Source organism: Parapusillimonas sp. JC17 (assembly GCF_052180245.1).
In the GTDB taxonomy this organism is placed as follows: Bacteria; Pseudomonadota; Gammaproteobacteria; order Burkholderiales; family Burkholderiaceae_B; genus Parapusillimonas.
Genome location: NZ_CP197474.1, coordinates 1,224,882 through 1,244,122, shown reverse-complemented (window position 1 = coordinate 1,244,122; position 19,241 = coordinate 1,224,882). Strand labels below are relative to the sequence as shown.

At 60.7% G+C, this 19,241-nt stretch carries 17 protein-coding genes and 1 tRNA gene; 7 read left to right on the top strand and 11 right to left on the bottom strand.

Annotation, left to right across the window (positions count from 1 at the left end; translation table 11 throughout):
* Nucleotides 1–2 precede the first annotated feature (2 nt).
* Nucleotides 3–1,214, bottom strand: a complete 1,212-nt coding sequence (locus tag ACSBPU_RS06035) for an ABC transporter substrate-binding protein (RefSeq protein ID WP_442596470.1) — start codon at nt 1,212–1,214, stop codon at nt 3–5.
* 122 nt (nt 1,215–1,336) lie between these two features.
* Between ACSBPU_RS06035 and ACSBPU_RS06030 the strand changes: the two genes are divergently transcribed.
* From ACSBPU_RS06030 to ACSBPU_RS06020, 3 genes are all read left to right on the top strand, one after another.
* Nucleotides 1,337–3,226, top strand: a complete 1,890-nt coding sequence (locus tag ACSBPU_RS06030) for an LTA synthase family protein (protein WP_442596468.1) — start codon at nt 1,337–1,339, stop codon at nt 3,224–3,226.
* 52 nt (nt 3,227–3,278) lie between these two features.
* Nucleotides 3,279–4,859: a TerC family protein gene (locus ACSBPU_RS06025; protein WP_442596466.1), complete on the top strand. Its 1,581-nt coding sequence runs from the start codon at nt 3,279–3,281 to the stop codon at nt 4,857–4,859.
* A 35-nt stretch (nt 4,860–4,894) separates the two neighbouring features.
* Nucleotides 4,895–4,971, top strand: a tRNA-Pro gene (locus ACSBPU_RS06020).
* 93 nt (nt 4,972–5,064) lie between these two features.
* Here the strand turns inward: ACSBPU_RS06020 and ACSBPU_RS06015 are convergent.
* Entirely contained in the window at nt 5,065–5,409 is a 345-nt protein-coding gene (locus ACSBPU_RS06015) for a zinc ribbon domain-containing protein YjdM (RefSeq protein WP_442596464.1), read from the bottom strand.
* A gap of 44 nt (nt 5,410–5,453) precedes the next feature.
* Here ACSBPU_RS06015 and ACSBPU_RS06010 point away from each other — a divergent pair, with 44 nt between their 5' ends.
* Nucleotides 5,454–6,179 (top strand): spermidine synthase, encoded by a 726-nt coding sequence (locus tag ACSBPU_RS06010; RefSeq protein ID WP_442596462.1) that lies wholly within the window; start codon nt 5,454–5,456, stop codon nt 6,177–6,179.
* Between the two features lie 73 nt (nt 6,180–6,252).
* Here the strand turns inward: ACSBPU_RS06010 and ACSBPU_RS06005 are convergent, their stop codons facing one another.
* The 4 genes from ACSBPU_RS06005 to ACSBPU_RS05990 form a co-directional block, all read right to left on the bottom strand.
* Nucleotides 6,253–7,119: a PCC domain-containing protein gene (locus ACSBPU_RS06005; RefSeq protein ID WP_442596459.1), complete on the bottom strand. Its 867-nt coding sequence runs from the start codon at nt 7,117–7,119 to the stop codon at nt 6,253–6,255.
* Nucleotides 7,100–8,719: an acyl-CoA synthetase gene (locus ACSBPU_RS06000; protein ID WP_442596457.1), complete on the bottom strand. Its 1,620-nt coding sequence runs from the start codon at nt 8,717–8,719 to the stop codon at nt 7,100–7,102. The genes ACSBPU_RS06005 and ACSBPU_RS06000 overlap by 20 nt, the downstream gene beginning before the upstream one ends.
* The gene (locus tag ACSBPU_RS05995) at nt 8,716–9,885 is read right to left on the bottom strand and encodes an acetyl-CoA acetyltransferase (protein ID WP_442596455.1); all 1,170 of its coding nucleotides are present in this window, start codon (nt 9,883–9,885) and stop codon (nt 8,716–8,718) included. Before ACSBPU_RS05995 ends, ACSBPU_RS06000 begins: the two co-directional genes overlap by 4 nt.
* A gap of 178 nt (nt 9,886–10,063) precedes the next feature.
* Nucleotides 10,064–10,825, bottom strand: a complete 762-nt coding sequence (locus tag ACSBPU_RS05990; RefSeq protein WP_442596453.1) for a 5'-methylthioadenosine/adenosylhomocysteine nucleosidase — start codon at nt 10,823–10,825, stop codon at nt 10,064–10,066.
* A 292-nt stretch (nt 10,826–11,117) separates the two neighbouring features.
* Here ACSBPU_RS05990 and ACSBPU_RS05985 point away from each other — a divergent pair, with 292 nt between their 5' ends.
* The 3 genes from ACSBPU_RS05985 to ACSBPU_RS05975 all read left to right on the top strand — a co-directional run bounded on the left by ACSBPU_RS05985 (nt 11,118) and on the right by ACSBPU_RS05975 (nt 12,994).
* Nucleotides 11,118–11,585: an AMP-binding protein gene (locus ACSBPU_RS05985; protein ID WP_442596451.1), complete on the top strand. Its 468-nt coding sequence runs from the start codon at nt 11,118–11,120 to the stop codon at nt 11,583–11,585.
* 68 nt (nt 11,586–11,653) lie between these two features.
* The gene (locus ACSBPU_RS05980) at nt 11,654–12,061 is read left to right on the top strand and encodes a DoxX family protein (RefSeq protein ID WP_442596449.1); all 408 of its coding nucleotides are present in this window, start codon (nt 11,654–11,656) and stop codon (nt 12,059–12,061) included.
* 18 nt (nt 12,062–12,079) lie between these two features.
* Nucleotides 12,080–12,994, top strand: a complete 915-nt coding sequence (locus ACSBPU_RS05975; RefSeq protein WP_442596447.1) for a patatin-like phospholipase family protein — start codon at nt 12,080–12,082, stop codon at nt 12,992–12,994.
* Nucleotides 12,995–13,013: 19 nt separating this feature from the next.
* On the opposite strand, the gene pstB is transcribed toward ACSBPU_RS05975, so the two are convergent.
* The 5 genes from pstB to ppk1 form a co-directional block, all read right to left on the bottom strand.
* Nucleotides 13,014–13,790, bottom strand: coding sequence for a phosphate ABC transporter ATP-binding protein PstB (gene pstB, locus ACSBPU_RS05970; RefSeq protein WP_442596445.1), 777 nt, complete (start codon nt 13,788–13,790; stop codon nt 13,014–13,016).
* 34 nt (nt 13,791–13,824) lie between these two features.
* Nucleotides 13,825–14,685 (bottom strand): phosphate ABC transporter permease PstA, encoded by an 861-nt coding sequence (pstA, locus tag ACSBPU_RS05965; protein WP_442596443.1) that lies wholly within the window; start codon nt 14,683–14,685, stop codon nt 13,825–13,827.
* 15 nt (nt 14,686–14,700) lie between these two features.
* Nucleotides 14,701–15,639, bottom strand: coding sequence for a phosphate ABC transporter permease subunit PstC (gene pstC / locus ACSBPU_RS05960; RefSeq protein ID WP_180067693.1), 939 nt, complete (start codon nt 15,637–15,639; stop codon nt 14,701–14,703).
* A gap of 161 nt (nt 15,640–15,800) precedes the next feature.
* A complete protein-coding gene (pstS, locus tag ACSBPU_RS05955; protein WP_442596441.1) occupies nt 15,801–16,844 on the bottom strand; it encodes a phosphate ABC transporter substrate-binding protein PstS in 1,044 nt (347 codons plus the stop codon).
* A 103-nt stretch (nt 16,845–16,947) separates the two neighbouring features.
* Nucleotides 16,948–19,023 (bottom strand): polyphosphate kinase 1, encoded by a 2,076-nt coding sequence (ppk1, locus tag ACSBPU_RS05950; RefSeq protein WP_442596439.1) that lies wholly within the window; start codon nt 19,021–19,023, stop codon nt 16,948–16,950.
* Nucleotides 19,024–19,241: the final 218 nt, after the last annotated feature.

Below are 19,241 nucleotides of genomic sequence, written 5' to 3'. Positions count from 1 at the left end.
CATCAACCGCCCGCGCCGGGCCGCCACTTGCGGACGAGCTCGTCGGACGGCTGGACCGAGGCGCCGTCGACATACTCGAAGTCGACCATCACGCCCTTGCCATCCTTGATCGCCAGCTTGCCCACATAGGCTCCCATGGTGGACTGGTGGTCCAGCCCGCGATACTTGATGCGGCCGAAAGGCGTGTCGACTTCCAGCTCCTTGAATGCCTTGATCAGCGCATCGGTATCTGTCGACCCGGCTTTCGAGATTCCTGCCGCCAGGGAAAGAATCGTGTTGTAGCCCACGACAGTGCCCAGGCGCGGATAGTCGTTATAGCGTTCCTGGTAGGCCTTCAGAAAACGATCATGCTCGGGCGTGTCGATGGCATACCAGGGATAGCCGGTCACCACCCAGCCTTCCGGCGTCTCGCGGCCAAGCGGATCCAGATATTCCGGTTCGCCCGTCAGCATGCTGACCACAGGCAGGCCCTTGAAGAAATTGCGCTGCGAACCGGCGCGCACGAACTTCGCCAGGTCGGTCGCGAACAGCACATTGAACATGGCCTCGGGCTTGGCATCGGCAAGCGCTTGCACCACGTTTCCGGCATCGATCTTGCCCAGCGGCGCGGCCTGTTCGGCCACGAACTCCACATCGGGCTGGGCCTGCTTGAGCAGCGTCTTGAACGTGGCCGTCGCCGACTGGCCGTATTCGTAATTGGGATAGACAATGGCCCAGCGCTTCTTGTTCATCTTGACGGCGGCCGGGATCAGCATCGCCACCTGCATGTAGGTGGAGTTGCGCAGGCGGTAGGTATAGTCGTTGCCATCCGCCCAGACGATCTTGTCGGTCAAGGGTTCACTTGCCAGGAAGAAGCGCTTCTTGTGCTTGGCGTAGTCGGTCACCGCCAGCCCGATATGCGACAAGAAGGTACCGGTCAGCACATCGACCTTGTCGCGGGAGAGCAGTTCTTCAGCCGTGCGTACCGCATCGCCGGGATTGGAATTGTCGTCGCGCACGATCAGCTCGAGTTTCTTGCCGTTGACGCCGCCTGCCGCGTTGATTTGCTCGACCGCGAGTTCCATGCCCATTTTGTAGGGACCAAGGAAAGCGGGCTGCGATTTATAGCTATTGAGTTCGCCGATCTTGATGACGTCGGCGGCATGCACCGGTGCGCTCGCGGCGCTGAAAGCGAAAGTGGCGAACAAACCTGTGTAAAGCCGGACCGAGAACATGGGCGTTTCCTGTGCAAGGCGAAATGAGCGGATGTAAGGGAACAAATTGTACGCAATAACCGGGCAGGCGAAAGCCATATGCCATTACACTACATCCCTTTCATACGACAAAATCACCCGGAATGCGCGCCCTTTCCCTGAACTTCATTGTGGCGAGCCTATGCTTGCTGACCATAAGCCGCGTACTGCTGGCCGTGTGGCAATGGAAGCGAGTCCGGCAAGCCGGCGGACTGCTTCCCATACTGAAAGGCGGCTTGCGCATCGATGCCAATCAGATCGCCGTGATCAGCGGCATTCCGTTATTGCTCGCGCCATGGCTGGGTCATCACCCTCTGGCGGTCCAGCTGTGCGGCTACTGGTTCCTGTTTGCCTGGATGCTGCTGGTGCTGCTGGAAGTATCGACGCCTCAGTTCATATACGAGTACGACACCCGCCCCAATCGGCTTTATGTGGAATACCTGAAGCATCCGCAGGAAGTGTTCGGCATGCTCTGGAAAGGCTACAAGGGCGTCATATTAGGCGCGGTCGTGGCCTTGGGCCTTTTTGCCTGGATGGGTCACGCGCTTTTCTTAGAGGGCGGGCCCGATCCGGTCATGGTCTGGTGGCAGCGCCCACTGTTCTCGCTCGGCGTGGCCGCGGTCGTCTTCCTGGCCATACGCGGCACATTGGGGCATCGCCCCATCAACCCCTCGACCGTTGCCTATTGCGGCGACAGCATGCTCAACACCCTTCCGCTCAATTCGCTGTACAGCGTGGCCTATGCCATCTACAGCATGAAGAACGAGCGTTCGGCCTCTGACGTGTATGGCGGCTTGCCCGAGCCGGAGATCCACGAGATCGTGCGCCGCTGCGCCGGCCTGCCCGAAGGCCCTCCCGGCATACCTACGCTGCACAGCCATCAGCCTCGCACACCGCGCGAACGGCCACTCAACCTCGTCATGATCGTGGAGGAAAGCCTGGGAGCGCAATACGTCGGCAACCTGGGCGGTGCCGGGCTCACGCCCTGCCTGGACGAATTGGCCAAGTCCGCCTGGAACTTCACCCGCGCCTATGCGACGGGCACCCGTTCAGTCCGCGGGCTGGAGGCGGTGGTGGCGGGGTTTCCCCCGACCATCTCCGATGCCGCGCTGCGGCTTTCGGGCGCGCAGAGCAATTTCTTCACCATGGCGCAAGCGCTGCGCCAGCACGGATACCGTTCGCATTTCATCTACGGAGGAGAAGCGCACTTCGACAACATGAAGAGCTTCTTCCTGGGCAATGGCTTCGACGAGTTGCACGACCTGCCCACATTCAAGGACCCCGCCTTCGTGGGCACCTGGGGCGCAAGCGACGAAGACATGTTCAACTGCCTGCACCGCCTGCTTGAAACCGAAGGCGACGAACCCACTTTCGCCTTGGCTTTTTCGGTCAGCAACCATTCTCCCTGGGAATACCCCGCCGGACGCATCGCGACCGACGGCAATCCCGCCACAGTCGAAAATACCGTGCGCTACGCCGACTGGTCCATCGGCCAGTTCTTCGACCGCGCACGCCAGTCCGCATATTGGGACAATACGGTATTCCTGATCGTGGCCGATCACGATTCCCGGGTCTTTGGCGCTAACCTGGTGCCTCTCAGGCATTTCCACATTCCAGCGCTGATACTGGGCGCCGACGTGCCGGCCAGGCAGGATGACCGCCTGATCAGCCAGATAGACCTGCCCACCACCTTGCTGTCGCTGATCGGCCTTTCGACGCAGCATCCCATGATAGGCCGCGACCTGACACAGGCGTCGCCGGGCCGCGCCATGATGCAGTACGGAGAAAATTACGGCTACCTGAAAGACGATATGCTGGTGGTGCTCGAGCCCCATAGGCCACCCACCCAATACCGCTACGAGGCCCCGGAACGCTACACTCCGGTTTCGCTTGACGAAGCGCTCGCCCAAGAGGCATTGGCCCACGTGCTGTGGCCCAGCCAGGTCTATCAGAAGCGGGCCTACACCTTGCCGCAGCTGCAGGCCCGATCTTGAACCGGATACAAACACGATACAATGCTGACATCTAACTGAAAAGGAAACTCTGATGGAGTTGCTGCTTGACCCGTCCGTATGGGTCGGCTTATTAACGTTGGTGGTCCTGGAAATCGTTCTGGGCATCGACAATCTGATCTTCATCGCCATCCTGGCGGACAAGCTGCCGCCCCAACAGCGCGACCGCGCCCGCGTCATCGGGTTGTCCCTGGCGCTCATCATGCGCCTGGCCCTGCTGTCGGTCATCTCATGGCTCTTCAAGCTCACGGCTCCGCTGTTTTCCCTGGGCCCGCTCACCTTCTCGGGCCGCGACCTCATCCTCATCATGGGCGGCTTCTTCCTGGTGTTCAAGGCGACCATGGAAATGCACGAGCGCGTGGAAGGCAAGAGCCACGCCGTTTCGGGATCGAGAATGTACGCCGGCTTCTGGGTCATCGTCACCCAGATCGTCGTGCTCGACGCGGTCTTCTCCCTGGACGCCGTGATCACGGCCGTGGGCATGGTGGATGACCTGGAAGTCATGATGGCCGCCGTCATCATTGCCATCGGCATCATGCTGGTCGCCTCCAAGCCCCTGACCCGATTCGTGAATGCCCACCCGACCGTTGTGATCCTGTGCCTGGGATTCCTGCTGATGATCGGCTTCGCGCTCGTGGCGGAAGGCTTCGGCTTCAAGGTCCCCAAAGGGTATCTGTACGCGGCGATCGGATTCTCCGTCGTCATCGAAGCGCTCAACCAGGTTGCCCGCCGCAACCTGCTCAGTGCCGACGACCATCGCCCCATGCGCGAGCGCACCGCCGAGGGCATATTGCGCATGCTGGGCAAGCGGCCGTTATCGGAACACGCTCCGGCCGAAGGAGCCGAGCAGCCTCCCGACGAACTGCCCTTCGGCGTCGAAGAGCGCAACATGGTAAGCGGCGTACTGCGCCTGGCCGACCGCACGGTGCATTCGATCATGACGCCGCGCACCGACATCACGTGGATCAATATCGAGGACGATCCGGAAACCATACGCGAAGAAGTCACGCGCACTCCGCATGGATTCTTTCCCGTCTGCCGGGGATCTCTGGACGACATCGTCGGCATAGGCCGCGCCAAAGACATCATTGCCGATCTCCTTCAAAGCAAGACGCTGAACCAGCGGGCGCTGCGCCCTCCCATCATTGTTCACGAAACCGTCCGGATTCTCGACCTCATCGACACGCTCAAATCCGCTCGAGGGCAACTGGTCATGGTGATCAATGAGTTCGGTGCCGTCGAGGGCCTGGTCACGCCCATCGATGTCTTCGAAGCCATCGCGGGAGACTTTCCCGATGAGGACGAGACGCCCGACATCATCCATAGCGGCGAAAACCGCTGGATCGTCGACGGCGCCACGGACCTGCACCACTTCGAGCAATCCCTCGAAATCGAAGGCCTCATGGACGAATCGGATGACTACAGCACCGTTGCCGGATATCTGCTCAGGCAATTCGGGCGGTTGCCCGACGTGGGAGACCACCTGAGCTTTCAGCAGACGCACGGCCATTTCCGCTTCGAGGTCTTGCAGCTGGAGGGACGCCGCATTGCCAAGGTACTGGTCGAACGGCATGGCGATGAGGCCGGAGACGCCATGCCCGCCGATGCGGCCTAGTATTTTCATGCTATACTGCCTGGCTGTTGTTCGTTCGGGGCGTAGCGCAGCCTGGTAGCGCATCTGGTTTGGGACCAGAGGGTCGAAGGTTCGAATCCTTTCGCCCCGACCACAAACAACAAGGTAAAAGACAAGGGCTTACGCACAGGTTGCGCAAGCCCTTAGTTTTTGAAACAGCGTTTTTGAAACAGCGTTTTATTCGGCCCTAGGCTTTCTTCAGAAACTGCGCTTTCAGCATATAGCTTGCGCCGTCGATTTTGCAGTCGACTTCGTGATCTCCGGACATCAGCCGTATGCTCTTCACCTTGGTGCCTTTCTTGAGCGTGATCGACGAACCCTTCACCTTGAGATCCTTGATAAGAACAACGGCATCGCCATCCCCCAATGGATTGTTATTGCTGTCTCGAACCACGGCGGCTTCGTCTTCGGCTTCGCCGTTATCGGTCGCCACGATTGGCCACTCGTGTGCACAGTCCGGACAAATATAATGCTCGCCATCGGGATAGGTGTTCTCCATGGAGCACTTCGGACAGGAAGAAGGATTTTGCATAAATTTTGAGCGAAAATATCAGTTGAATCACGACAGATCGTAACATGACCATCATTACCATTTCTGAACAGGACGGCGTGCGCGACCTCCATTTCGGCACTCCTTGGATACAAGGCTCGATGCGCGTGGCCGAACCCGACGCCATCGAATTGGAATACGTTCAACAAATGATGATGTGGACGCTCTTTCGCGACGCGCCGGCGCATATTGTGCAACTTGGACTGGGGGCCGGCGCCTTGACCAAGTTCTGCTACCGGCGGTTTCCGTCCAGCTGCATCACGGCTGTCGAGCTTTCCTCAGCGGTCATCCAGGCATGCCGTGAGCATTTTGCGCTGCCTCCGAACGATGACCGGCTGGACGTCCTCGAGATGGACGCGATGGACTACGTCACGGCCCTTTGCAATCGGCGCTCCGCCGACATTCTGCAGGTGGACTTATACGATGCACAGGCGCGGGGCCCGGTCCTGGATTCGGCAGCCTTCTACAGATCGTGCGCCAACAGCCTGGACTCGAACGGAATCATGACGGTCAACCTGTATTGCGCGCTTCCTGATCGCTTAAAGAATCTGCAAGCCATGGAAGAAGCCTTCGAAGCCGTTGCATGGCTGCCGGAAGTTCATGACGGCAATGTCGTGGCAATCGCTTTCAAGCGCGCGCCTTCGGTAGATTTCAGCGAGCTTTTCCTGCGCGCGCACAGCATCGGCCAGACGCTGGGGCTACCCGCCGCAAGCTGGGTATCGGGGCTGCAAAGCTGGATGCAAGGAGATTAGGGTCAGACCCCATGCGGGGTCTGACCCTTCGAGCATAAGAGGGATAGGGTCAGACCCCGCATGGGGTCTGACCCTACGCAACGGGTTCGATCAACAGCTCAAAGGTCACCAGCACGGCGTTGCTGCCGCGGCGCAGCCGTCCTTCGGATATCTGGCCCGTATGATCAACCATGCGGATATCGATTTCCGCCTTCAACCGCCCGTTTTCATCTTCTGCAATCCGGCCATGCCGGATATAGACTTCCGTGATGTGCGGTTCGACCACCCGGCCGTCATCGAACACCGCACCCACCAGGCTGCCGACGCCGGCGCACAGCACAGCCTCGCGTATGCCTCGCGATTCGCATTCGGCTTCTAGCGCCGCGCAGAGATCCTGGTTTGGCGCCAGCCGCAGCGCAAAGGCCGGCCTGGCATCGGGCGGACGGACGACAGGGCGGGAAAACGGCTGGAACAGGGAGAAGTTGGTCTCGGGGTCTGGCGTCACCTTGAATTCCACGCCACGCATCAGCCAGGCGTCCGCCTGGATGGCTTCCGCAATCAGGCTCTCGTTGGGCAGAATATGGCCGCAGCCCGGTTTGCCGTCGGCCGTCGTCCAGCTGGCGTGGCAGTGCAGCCATGGCCCATCGTCGCGGATTCCATAGGTGACACAGCCCTCGTGCAGCCTTACGGCGCCCGGCGGGTCGTAGCGACCACTGAAATACACCGCATGATCGGGCGAGGACGAAGTTGCAGGCATGACATAGGCGAGCTTGCCGAACGCGCCACCCTGCAAGGATAAGGTAGCGCTGCGGGCGTTATGCTTTTCCAGACCCAGGACAAGCGCATCGAGCAGGGTTAGCCCAGGCTCCAGTTCGAGCCGCGCCGTCTCCAGCCAGCCATCGGCGCGCGTGGCGCGCGCTTCCGGCACGGCGCCTGGGTGTTCAACGAAGCGCAGATTCATTTTTTTGCTCCATTCCTTCCAGCAGGCCACGACGCTCCAGTTCTTTCCTGACCAGCATCTTCGGAACCTTGCCGTAGGCGGACTTCGGCAGGGCATCCCAGAAAAAAACTCGCTTGGGCAGCTTGTAGCGCGCAATCCGCTCGCTCATCCAGGCCAACAGCTCGGCTTCGCCAATGTCGGCGCCGTCGTAGGAGACGCAAACCGCGATGCCCACCTCGCCCCATTTGGGGTCGGGCACCCCGACCACCGCCACTTCCGTGATTGCGCCGTGCGTCAGGATCTTCTCTTCGATCTCCCTGGGATAGATATTGGAACCACCGGAGATATACATGTCGGAGGCGCGGCCGGTGATATACAGGAAGCCCTGCGCATCGCGGCACCCCAGATCGCCCGTCCGGAACCATCCATTGCGAAACGCCTTGGCGTTGGCCTCCGGATTGTTGTAGTAGCCCGCGAACACGGCAGGCCCGATGACACAGATCTCGCCGGTCTGGCCGTCCGGCACTTCCTTGCCTTGATCGTCCTGCACCGACACCTGCATTCCCGTACGTTCGTAGCCGCAGGTACCTGCACGCGTATCGTCGCCATGCCAGGACGGAGGCAGCACGGTGATGTTGCCGGTGACCTCGCCCAGGCCGTAGTACTGCACCAGTACCTTGCCCAGCTTAGCCAACGCACGTTTCTGGTCTTCGGCATACATGGGTGCGCCGGCGTAGATCACATGCCGCAGGCTGGAGTGATCGTAAAGATCGGCCGCGGGATGTTCGACCATGAGCTTGAGTATGGTCGGAACCGTGAAGAGGTTGGTGAGCCGGTGCTTCTGGATCAAGGAGAATGCCAGGTCGATGTCGAACTTGTCATTGGGCAGCAATACAGTCTGGCCGCCGCGCGCAATCATGTTCAGCTGGTGCACGCCGGCGCCGTGGGACAGCGGCGCCACCACCAGCGAGCCGTCGTGCTCGGTGGCGCCGGGCATGAGGTCGCAAAGATGATTGTTGATCACGAATGCCATCTGCCCATGGGTCAGGACGGCCGCCTTGGGACGGCCCGTGGTACCCGACGTGAAGAACAGCCAGCAAGCGGTGTCATCCTCGACGTCGGCATCCGGAAAATGCTGGCCCTGATGCTCTGCGATGAGAGTTGCCGCGTGTGTGCCGTCGCGGACACCGGGCGCATCGCCTGTGAGCCAGATGACTTCGATGTCCGGGTACGCGGCGCGCACCGCCTGCGCGTGTTCGGGAAAATCCGTCTGGCACAAAAACACGCGTGGCCGCGCCACATCGGCCATGTATACCAATTCGTCCGGCATCATGCGGAAATTGGTCGGCACCCAGACCGCGCCCAGGCGAAAAGTGGCCAGCATGGATTCCAGCATTTCGTTGCTGTTCTTGCTGTGGACCAGCACGGCAGTGCCCGGACTCACGCGCTTGGCCAATGCGGCGGCGAATGCCGAGACCCGCTCATTGAGCTGCCTCCAGGTCCAGGTCTGGTCGCGCCATGCCAGCGCCGGGCGCTGCGGCAGGCGGCGCGCGTTCTGGGTGGCCCAGTAGGCCAGATTCATCACCCTGCGAGATACCGGCGCCTGGTGAATGACGTTCATTTTGCACGCTCCAGGATCGAGACATAGTTGGCCACGGCGGCGCCGCCCATGTTGAAAACACCAGCCAGCGAGGCATCCGGCACCTGCATGGCTCCCGCGTCGCCCATCAGCTGCATGGCCGCCATCACGTGCATGGAAATGCCCGTAGCGCCCAGCGGATGGCCTTTCGCCTTCAAGCCGCCCGAAACGTTGACCGGCAGGCGGCCGTCCTTGCGGGTGATGCCGTCCCGGATCACCTTCCAGCCTTCACCGGGCCTGGCCAGCCCCATGGCCTCGTATTCGAGCATTTCCGCAATCGTGAAGCAGTCGTGCGTTTCCACCAGGCTGAGGTCGTCAAGCGCAATGCCGGCGTCGTCCAGCGCCCGGGCCCATGCCCGCCGCGGCCCTTCGAAGGCAATGGGATCCCTGCGGGACAGCGGCAGGAAATCATTGACGTGCGCGCGTGCGCGAAAGCGTATGGCTCGCGCCAGGCCGCGTGCCGTTTCCTCGTCGGCAACCACCAGCGCGGCGGCGCCATCCGACACCATCGAGCAATCGGTGCGCCGCAAGGGTCCCGCCACGAGCGGGTTCTTGTCCGACTCGGTATTGCAGAACGCGACGTCGAAGGCTTTTTGCACATGGGCATACGGATTGTGAACGCCATTGCCGTGATTCTTGGACGCGATCATGGCGAGCTCTTCACGCTTGTCGCCGTAGCGATCGAAATACGCTTGCGCAATATTGCCGAAAATGCCCGCGAAGCCGGAAGGGTTTTCCTCTTCCTTGCGGTAGCAGCCGCTTAGCAGCGCATCGGCGACCTCGCGCGGCGGCACGGCCGTCATCTTTTCAGCGCCGATGGCCAGCGCGATGCGCCCGCGACCGCACTCGATGAAGTCCATGGCGCGATACAAGGCGGCCGTGCCCGTGGCGCAGGCGTTTTCGACATGCACGGCGGGGGTGAATCGCAGCGCGGGTTCGCCCAGCGAGACCAAAGCGCCTTCAAAGCCCTGCGGCGTCAAACCATTGTTGTATACCCCGACCGTGATGGCGTCGACATCCGCCGGATCCACCTGCGCATGGTCGAGCGCGCTGCGCGAGACTTGCGCGATCAGCGTCTCGACATCGGGGTCATCCAGCTTTCCGAACCGGGTATGCGCCCAGCCAACGATTACGGCGCGCTTCGACATATTTGCTCCTTCTGGATTATGGGGTCGGACCCCATGCGGGGTCCGACTCTTTCTTTTCTACCTGGGGTCAGACCCCGAATGGGGTCTGACCCCTCATAGCCGTAATGGGGTCTGACCCCTCACAGCCATTATCGCCAGAAATCCGGAATTAGGCGACGATCCTCTGTTTGCGATGATTCTATGCTTGCGCGGTCAGGAAACGTTCCAGAATCCCCGCGGAGTAGTATCGGGCGACGCGCGAAAGGAAGTCGCTGAAGCTGACGCTCGCACCATCGTCGGCGCGGTCGGATATGGTGCGGAATACCGCGCACGGGACGTCATATTCGTAGCAAACCTGCGCGACGGCCGCGCCTTCCATCTCGACGCACAATGCGTCCGGCAACTCGTCCCGCAGCTTGCGCACCGCCAATCCGCAGCCGACGAAGCGGTCTCCGCTGATGATGACGCCTCGATGTACGCGCGGAAGGGCCACGCCAAAAGCGGCCAGCGTTCCGGCCGGCACATGACGCGGCAGTATGCCGGTCAGGTATTCCTGCGCGCAGCGGCTCAAGGCCTCGGAAGTCGACGGGTCGGTATCGAACCGGCTGCGATCCAACAGCGGAACCTCGTAGCAGGGAAATAGCGGGCTGGCATCCAGATCGTGCTGCAGCAAGGATGTCGCAACCACCACATCGCCCACCGCGACCTGATCCGACACCGCTCCGGCCAGGCCGGCGAACACCACAGTGCGTGCATCGAATTCGCGGATCAGCGTCACGGCCGTGGCCGCTGCAGCAACCTTACCGACCCGGGCCAGTACCACCACCACCTCCCGACCGTGTATCGCACCGGTGTAGTAGTCGCGCCGGCCGATGCGCGTGCGCGACGCATCCGGCCCCATCGCCTCCAGCAGGCTGGAGATCTCATCATGCAAGGCAGCCATTATGCCGATGCGGCCCATTCCGTCCTCCTGTTGTATTACGGCGAGATGGCCGATTTAACCATATCCCGACATGGGGTCAGACCCCATGCGGGGTCCGACCCCCGCTTCGATGAATGACATGGGGTCGGACCCCGGCTCCGGTGAATGGCTTGGGGTCAGACCCCGTACGGGGTCTGACCCCGCTCCGATGAGGGGTACGGGGTCTGACCCCTCCTCTTTCCGGGCAAACCCTTAGAATTTTCTTCAAAAAAATCCGCGCAAGGTCTCTATACTCGGCCCATCCCCATCTCATTTCAAGGCAGTCTTTAGCATGCTGACTCTAGATTTTCTGAAGGACCTGGCCGAAAGGCACGGAAACGAAATCGCCTTAGAAGATGACGAGGTGCAAGTGAGCTATGCCGAGCTTGCCACCGCCGTCAATGCCTTGGCCGTCGCGTTGCAAATGAAGGACCCCGCCGCGGGTTCCCGGGTCGCGCTGTGCGCGGCCAACTCGCTGGAGTATCTCGTCAGCGTGCTGGCCATACAGGCCGCCGGCAAATTGCTGCTGCCCTTGAACCGCCACGGCGATACCGAGGCGCTGCACGCCTTGCTGAACGAAGCGCTGCCCACCGCCCTCATCGTCGACGACGAAGGCACGGCGCTCATCCAGTGCGACGACGACCTCAAGATCCATGTCTCGCAGTTCGCGGGGCTCGTGCATACTTATCGCGACCACACGCCGGATTCCAATGGCAGCTATCCCGCCCCTGTCATCCAGGCGGAACAAGCCGCCGGTTAAAATGCAGCAGCACCGGCCAAGCCGCAACGGCCGGCCGGCAAGCGCCATCGAACACAGAAAACGGAACCATGTCCCCCTCTACCCTGGATGATCTCGGCAAACTGATCCTGCGCGTCACGCTCGGTGTATTGATTCTTCTCCACGGCATTGCCAAGCTCCAGCACGGCGTTGGCCCCATCGAAAGCATGATGGCCGCCCGGGGCCTGCCGGCGTTCCTGGCCTGGGCCGTCTACCTGGGGGAAGTCCTGGCGCCGGCCCTCGTGATCCTGGGCTTGTATGCCCGTCTCGGCGGGATGCTGATCGCCGTCAACATGGTGGTTGCCATCGTGCTGGTGCATTCAGGCCAGTTGCTCCAGATGGCCAACGGCGGCTGGCGGCTTGAACTGCAGGGCATGTACCTGAGCGCGGCTCTCGCCGTCGCGCTGTTCGGCGCCGGCCGCTTCAGCCTGGGTGGCAGGGGCGGCCGCTGGAATTAACCTTTGGCGGGCAAGCCCATGCACCACCCTACTTCGCGCAAGCCCCGTATCGGTCTGGTTCTAGGCAGCGGATCCGCGCGCGGCTGGGCGCATATCGGCGTCATCAGGGCGCTGGAAGAGCACGGCATTGTCCCGGACATCATCTGCGGCACATCCATCGGCGCGTTGGTGGCTGCCACCTACGGCCTGGGCGTGCTCGACGAATTCGAGGGCTGGGTGCGCGAACTGCGCATCAAGGATGTGGTGTCCTTCATGGACTTGCGCCTGGACGGCGGCATGCTGAAGGGCGAACGCCTGATGGATTTTTTCAAGCGCACATTTCTGGACCGGCCGATCGAAGAGCTCAAGCTGCCCTTCGGCGCCGTCGCTACTTCGCTGCACACCGGTGCGGAGATCTGGCTGCGCACGGGCTCCACCGTGGATGCCGTGCGCGCTTCCATCGCCTTGCCCGGTCTCTTCTCGCCGGTCTGGCATGAGGATCACCTGCTTGCAGATGGTGGATTGGTGAACCCGGTTCCGGTTTCACTGGCCCGGGCCATGGGCGCCGAGATCCTGATTGCCGTCGACCTGAACGCGGATCTTTTCGGCCGTCATTTCAACAAGCCGGCGCCTGCCCAGCCCCAAACGCTGGTGGGCCATGAATGGATGCAAAAGCTGCAGCGCAACCTCAGCGCGTGGCTGCCGGAACCGGAAGAGGACACGCGCCGCTTGCCGTCCATGCTGGACGTCATGGCATCGAGCATCAATATCATGCAGGTCAGGATAACGCGCAGCCGCATGGTCGGAGAGCCGCCCGACGTGGTGATCACTCCCCGGCTGGCGCAATTGGGCCTGTTGGATTTCCATCGGGGCAAGGTCGCAATAGAAGAAGGCGCGAGGGCCGCGAAATCCGCGATCCCCGCCCTGATGGAACTGGGCTTGGCGCGAAGCTAGCGCTAGGCCCGGGCGGGCTTTAACCGAAGCGGCCCGTGATGTAGTCTTCGGTCTCTTTACGTGCGGGCTTCACGAAGATCTGGTCGGTCTCGCCGAATTCCATGAGCTCGCCCAAGTACATGTAGGCGGTGTAGTCCGAACAGCGAGCCGCCTGCTGCATGTTGTGCGTCACGATCACCACCGTGTATTCGGACTTCAATTCGGCGATCAATTCTTCGATCTTGGCCGTGGAAATCGGGTCCAGCGCCGAGCAAGGCTCATCCAGCAACAGAACCTCGGGCTTGATCGCCACGCCGCGCGCGATGCACAATCGCTGCTGCTGTCCGCCGGAAAGGCCATAGCCGCTTTGGTTGAGCTTGTCCTTGACTTCGTTCCACAGCGCCGCCTTGGTCAGTGCCCATTCCACGCGCTCATCCATTTCGCCTTTGCTCAGGCGCTCGAACAGACGCACGCCGAAGGCGATGTTGTCGTAGATGCTCATGGGAAACGGCGTAGGCTTCTGGAACACCATGCCGACCTTGGCGCGTATGAGCGATATGTCCATCTTGGACGTCAGCAGGTTGTTGCCGTCCAGGTTGATCTCGCCCTCGGCGCGCTGGCCGGGGTAGAGCTCGTACATGCGGTTGAACGTGCGCAGCAAGGTGGATTTTCCACAGCCCGATGGGCCGATGAAGGCGGTGACCTTGTTCTCTTTGATGGAAAGGTTCACGTCCTTGATGGCGTGGAACTTGCCGTAGTAGAAATTGAGATTCTTGACTTCCAGTTTCGTACGTTCGGCTGTCGTAGTAGATTGCATAATCCGTTCCTCGCGAGGCGGGCCCCGCGCTATGTTATTTGCGGAATAAAGCGCGTGCGGCAATATTGATGCCAAGCACGAGCAGAGTGATCATGACGGCGCCCGCCCACGCGAGGCGGTTCCAGTCCTCGTAAGGGCTGGCGGCGTACTGGAAGATGACCACGGGAAGGTTGGCGATGGGCGCATTCATGTTCATGGACATGAACTGATTGTTCAGCGCTGTGAACAGCAAAGGCGCGGTTTCGCCCGATATGCGTGCAATCGCCAGCAGGACACCGGTGATGATCCCGGAACGGGCCGCGCGATAGCAAATGAACATGACCACCCGCCATTGCGGGCATCCCAGGGCAGCCGCGGCTTCGCGCAGGCTGTTCGGCACCAGCATGAGCATGTTGTCGGTTGAGCGCACCACCACCGGTATGACCAGGATGGCAAGCGCGAAGGCGCCAGCCCAGCCCGAGTAGTGTTCCACTTGCGCGACGTATATTGCGTAGATGAACAGGCCGATGATGATGGAAGGCGCTGACAGCAGCACGTCGTTCAGGAAGCGCGTTGCGGGCGCCAGCCAGCCTCGCTGGCCATATTCCGCCAGGTAGGTGCCGGCCAGCACGCCGATGGGTGTTCCAATGATGGTCGCCACGGCGGCCATCATGACGCTGCCCAGGATGGCGTTCAGCAAACCGCCGTCCGCCCCCGGTGGAGGCGTGCTTTCGGTGAGCAGAGTAAGGGATAGCGCAGCGCCGCCCTTGAGAAACAAGGTCAAGATGATCCAGGTCAGCCAAAACAGGCCGAAGACGACGGTTGCACCGGACAAAGCCAGCAACACACGATTGAAACGCTGGCGTTTCCGGTATACCGGATTGGAAAGGTTGACGACGGAATCGGAATTGAACATGTTGGGTGTCCGTTCTTAGTGCGACGTTCCCTCGCCCTTGGCCAGGCGAAGAAGCAGGAGTTTCGACAAAGCCAGCACGACTGTCGTGATCAGGAACAGGATGAGCCCCAGTTCGAGCAAGGCCGATTTCTGCATTCCGCCCGCCTCGTTGAACTCGTTGGCCAGGGCCGAAGCGATGGAGTTCGAAGGCGAGAAAATCGACGAAGGCAAGTTGAAGGCGTTGCCGATCACGAAGGTGACCGCCATGGTTTCCCCCAGCGCACGGCCCAGCCCCAGCATGATGCCCCCGATTACGCCGCTCTTGGTGTAGGGCAGGACCACCTTCCAGACGACTTCCCAGGTGGTGCTCCCCAGACCGTAAGCCGACTCCTTCAACAACGGAGGCACCAGTTCGAATACATCGCGCATGACCGCCGTGATGAAGGGAATCACCATGATGGACAGTATCAGGCCTGCCGTGAACACGCCGATCCCGAAGGGAGGCCCACCAAAGATGGAACCCAGCACGGGAATGCCCTCGAATGCATCGATGATGTGGGGTTGGATGTACTGCTGGAAAACCGGCACGAATACGAACAGCCCCCACATGCCGTAGATGATGGAGGGAATGGCGGCCAGCATTTCGATGGCCGTGCCCAGCGGCCGGCGAAGCCAGACGGGGGACAGTTCGGTCAGGAACATGGCGATGCCGAACGAAACAGGCACCGCGATCACAAGCGCGATCGCCGAGGTAAGCAGGGTGCCCATGATCGGCACCAGGGCGCCATAGACGTTTTGGACGGGATCCCAGTTGTTGGTCCACAGGAACGCCAAGCCATGTTCTGCGATGGATTCCCGACTGCCGTAGATCAGGGACACCATGATGGCGCCGAGCAAAATGAACACAAAGAACGCAAAGGTACGCGTCAGGTTCTTGAACAAAGCGTCAAGTAGTGCGTTCTGGTTATTTTTCATGTTGGTCTTGTTGCATGTCGCAGCCTGGCCGTCAAGGCCGGTTTTGAAGGGGACTGAAAAATCGGGCCGATAAACCGCAATTTTTACATAACAAAGACGGTGTCATGTAAAACGACACCGTCTTTGTCTGGCGAAAAAAGGAATACCCCTTTTTCTACCGGTTACTTCCAGATGGCGCTGCCGTCGGCAGCTTTGATTTCGGTCTTCCAGGCATCGGCGACCTGCTTCACGACTGCGTCGGGCATCGGGACGTAGTCGAGCTCTTCCGCCATTTTACCGCCATTCTTGAAAGCCCAATCGAAGAATGCCAGGACTTCCTTGCCGGCTTCAGGCTTGTCCTGCTTCTTGTGGACCAGGATGAAGCTGGCCGCCGTAACGGGCCACGAGTCGGCGCCCGGCTCGTCGGTCAGCACCACGCCCATTCCGGGCGCGCTCTTCCAGTCGGCGTTCGCCGCGGCGGCGGCAAAGGCGGCCTGCGTAGGCTGCACGAACTTGCCGTCCTTGTTCTTGAGCTGGGTCCACGCCAGGTTGTTTTGCTTCGCATAGGCGTATTCGACGTAGCCGATGGAGTTCTTCAACTGGCGAACATAGGCGGCCACCCCTTCGTTGCCCTTGCCGCCCTGGCCGGTGGGCCACTTGACGGCCTTGCCTTCGCCAACCTGTTCCTTCCAGGCGGAGGACACTTTGGACAGATAGTTGGTCCAGCCGAACGTGGTGCCCGAGCCGTCGGAGCGGTGTACGACGATGATGGAAGTGGAAGGCAGCTTCAGATCGGGATTCATCGCCTTGATGGCGGCATCGTCCCACTTCTTGATCTTGGCAAGGAAGATATCGGCAATGATTTCACCCGACAGCTTCAACTCGCCGGGCTTGATGCCGTCGATATTGACGACAGGCACCGTGCCGCCGATGATGGCGGGGAATTGCAGCAGGTTGTTCTGCTCAAGCGCATCCGCCTTCATGGGATCATCCGACGCGCCGAAATCGACCGTCTTGGCGATGATCTGCTGCTGGCCGCCACCCGAGCCGATCGACTGGTAGTTCACGCGATTGCCAGTGTCCTTCTGGTATTGGGCAGCCCATTTGGCATAGATCGGATACGGGAAGGATGCGCCAGCGCCGGTGATGTCGGCGGCATGGGCCGCAATGGCGACCGTGCCCAGGGCGAAACCGACGGAAACCTTCAAAAATACGCGTTTAAACATGTGAGGAACCCTCTTGAACTGAGACTGGTAAAAGCAGGCAGGCCTGCATTGCTCGTCATAGTAAAGATCGAATATGACATGTTCGTGACAGCGCCACAAAAAGTTACGATCCCAGTTGCTGCATCAGGTGCTGATGAAGGTTGAAGGGCTTTCCGCTGGGCTTGATCTTGACGTAGGTGCCATTGGGCAGCGCCCTCCAGGCCAGCTGGTTGTCGCGCAGCGCATAGGTGAACGCTTCGTTGATGACTCGCTTCTTCAGCGCCTTGTCGAACACCGGGAAGCCCAGCTCGACCCGGCGGAAAAAATTCCGGTCCATCCAGTCGGCCGATGACAAGTAAACGTTTTCGGCGCCTTCGTTGTAGAAGTAAAAGACCCGGGAATGCTCGAGGAAGCGCCCCACGATGGAGCGGACACGGATGTTCTCCGACAGGCCCGGCACCCCCGCCCTCAGGGCGCAGGCGCCTCTGATCACCAGGTCCACCTTGACGCCGGCCTGGCTGGCCTTGTACAAGGCGTCGATGACAATGGGCTCCAGCAGGGAATTCATCTTGGCCATGATCCGCGCCTTCTTGCCGCTCTTGGCAATGGATGCCTCGTTGCGTATCAGCGCCAGCATGGTTTCGTGCAGCGTGAACGGCGATTGCAGCAGGCACTTGAGCGGCCGGCGCGCGCCCAGGCCCGTCAAGAGCGAAAATACCTTATCCATGTCTTCGCACACTTTCTGGTCGGCGGTGATCAAACCGAAATCCGTATAAAGCTTGGCGGTGCGCGGGTGATAATTGCCCGTGCCCAAGTGCCCGTAACGGCGGATCCGGCCGTTTTCGCGCCGCAGGATCAAGGCCATCTTGGCATGCGTCTTGTGCCCGACGACCCCATAGCTGACATGAGCACCTACTTCTTCCAGCCTTGCCGCCCAGTTGATATTGGTCTGTTCGTCGAAGCGCGCCATGAGCTCGACGATCACCGTGACTTCCTTGCCTGCCCGAGCCGCGGCCAGCAGCAGGCGCATGAGTTCGGAGTCTTCTCCTGTGCGGTAGATGGTCTGCTTGATGGCGACCACCGACGGATCCATGGCCGCCGCGGTCAGGAAAGTAAGCACCGGCTGAAAAGACTGGTAGGGGTGATGCAGCAGGCAATCGCGCTCGGCGATGGCGCTGAACAAGGCTGAAGGATCGTCGTCGGGCAAGTGATCGAAAGGCGCGGGCAGCTTGGGGCGATAGTCCGGAAACAGGAGATCGGGCCGGTCGATGGCATTGCACAACTGCATCAGCCGCGACAGGTTCACCGGCCCGCTTACCCGATAGGTGTCCTGCGGCTGAAGCAGAAATTCCTGCTGCAGGAAGGCTTCCAGGTCCGGTGGCATGCTCTGGTCGATCTCGAGCCGGACCGCCGCCCCGAAATTGCGCTGCGACAGTTCGCCCTGAAGCGCCTGCCGCAAGTTGGTGATTTCCTCTTCGTCGACGAATAGATCGCTGTTGCGCGTGACGCGCCATTGATACACCCCCTTGACGTCCAGCCCCGGGAACAGTTCGCCCACGAAGACGCTGATCAAGGCCGACAGCAATATGTAGCCATTGGGAATACCGGATATTTCGGATGGCATGTGCATTACCCGCGGCAGCGCGCGGGGCGCCTGCACGATGGCGATGGAGGCGCTGCGCCCGAATGCGTCCTGTCCGGACAGCGCAACGATGAAATTCAGGCTCTTGTTGTAGACGCGTGGAAAGGGATGAGCGGGATCCAGGCCGATGGGAGTGAGCATGGGCATGACATCGCGCTCGAAAGAGTCATGCGCCCATTCGCGCATGCCTTCGTCCCAGCGCGCGGGCTCGAGCAGGGCGATGCCCTCTGCCTTGAGCTTGGGCAGCACCTGGTTCATCAACAGGTTGTTTTGCCTGTCGACCAGTTCATGGGCCGCGATCTGCACCCGCTCGAAAGCCTCGCCCGGTGTGTAGCCGTCTACGCCGACCAGCGTCGGCGTCTGCCTTTGCTGTTCTTTCAGGCTGGAAATCCGGATCTCGAAGAACTCGTCGAGGTTGGAACTGACGATGCAAAGATACCGCAGGCGCTCGAGCAGCGGCGTGTTGCGGTTCTCGGCCATGGCCAGCACACGCTCATTGAACTTGAGCAAGGAAAGCTCGCGGTTCAAGAGAGTAGGATTCGACGACGAAGGGAGCATGGATCAGTCCAGAAAAAGAAGCACACGAGGTTTTACGTCATTTTCATTACTGTTATGTGACAAGCCGGAAGACGTGCACGTTTCTATACTATCAAAACGCCCTTAGATAGTAAGCACCGGCGATTGCTCGGCCATTCATCGGCATAGGCGCACTCGATTTCTTCCAGCAGTCGTTCACGAGGGGTCAGACCCCGTCGGGGTCTGACCCCAAAAGTCCG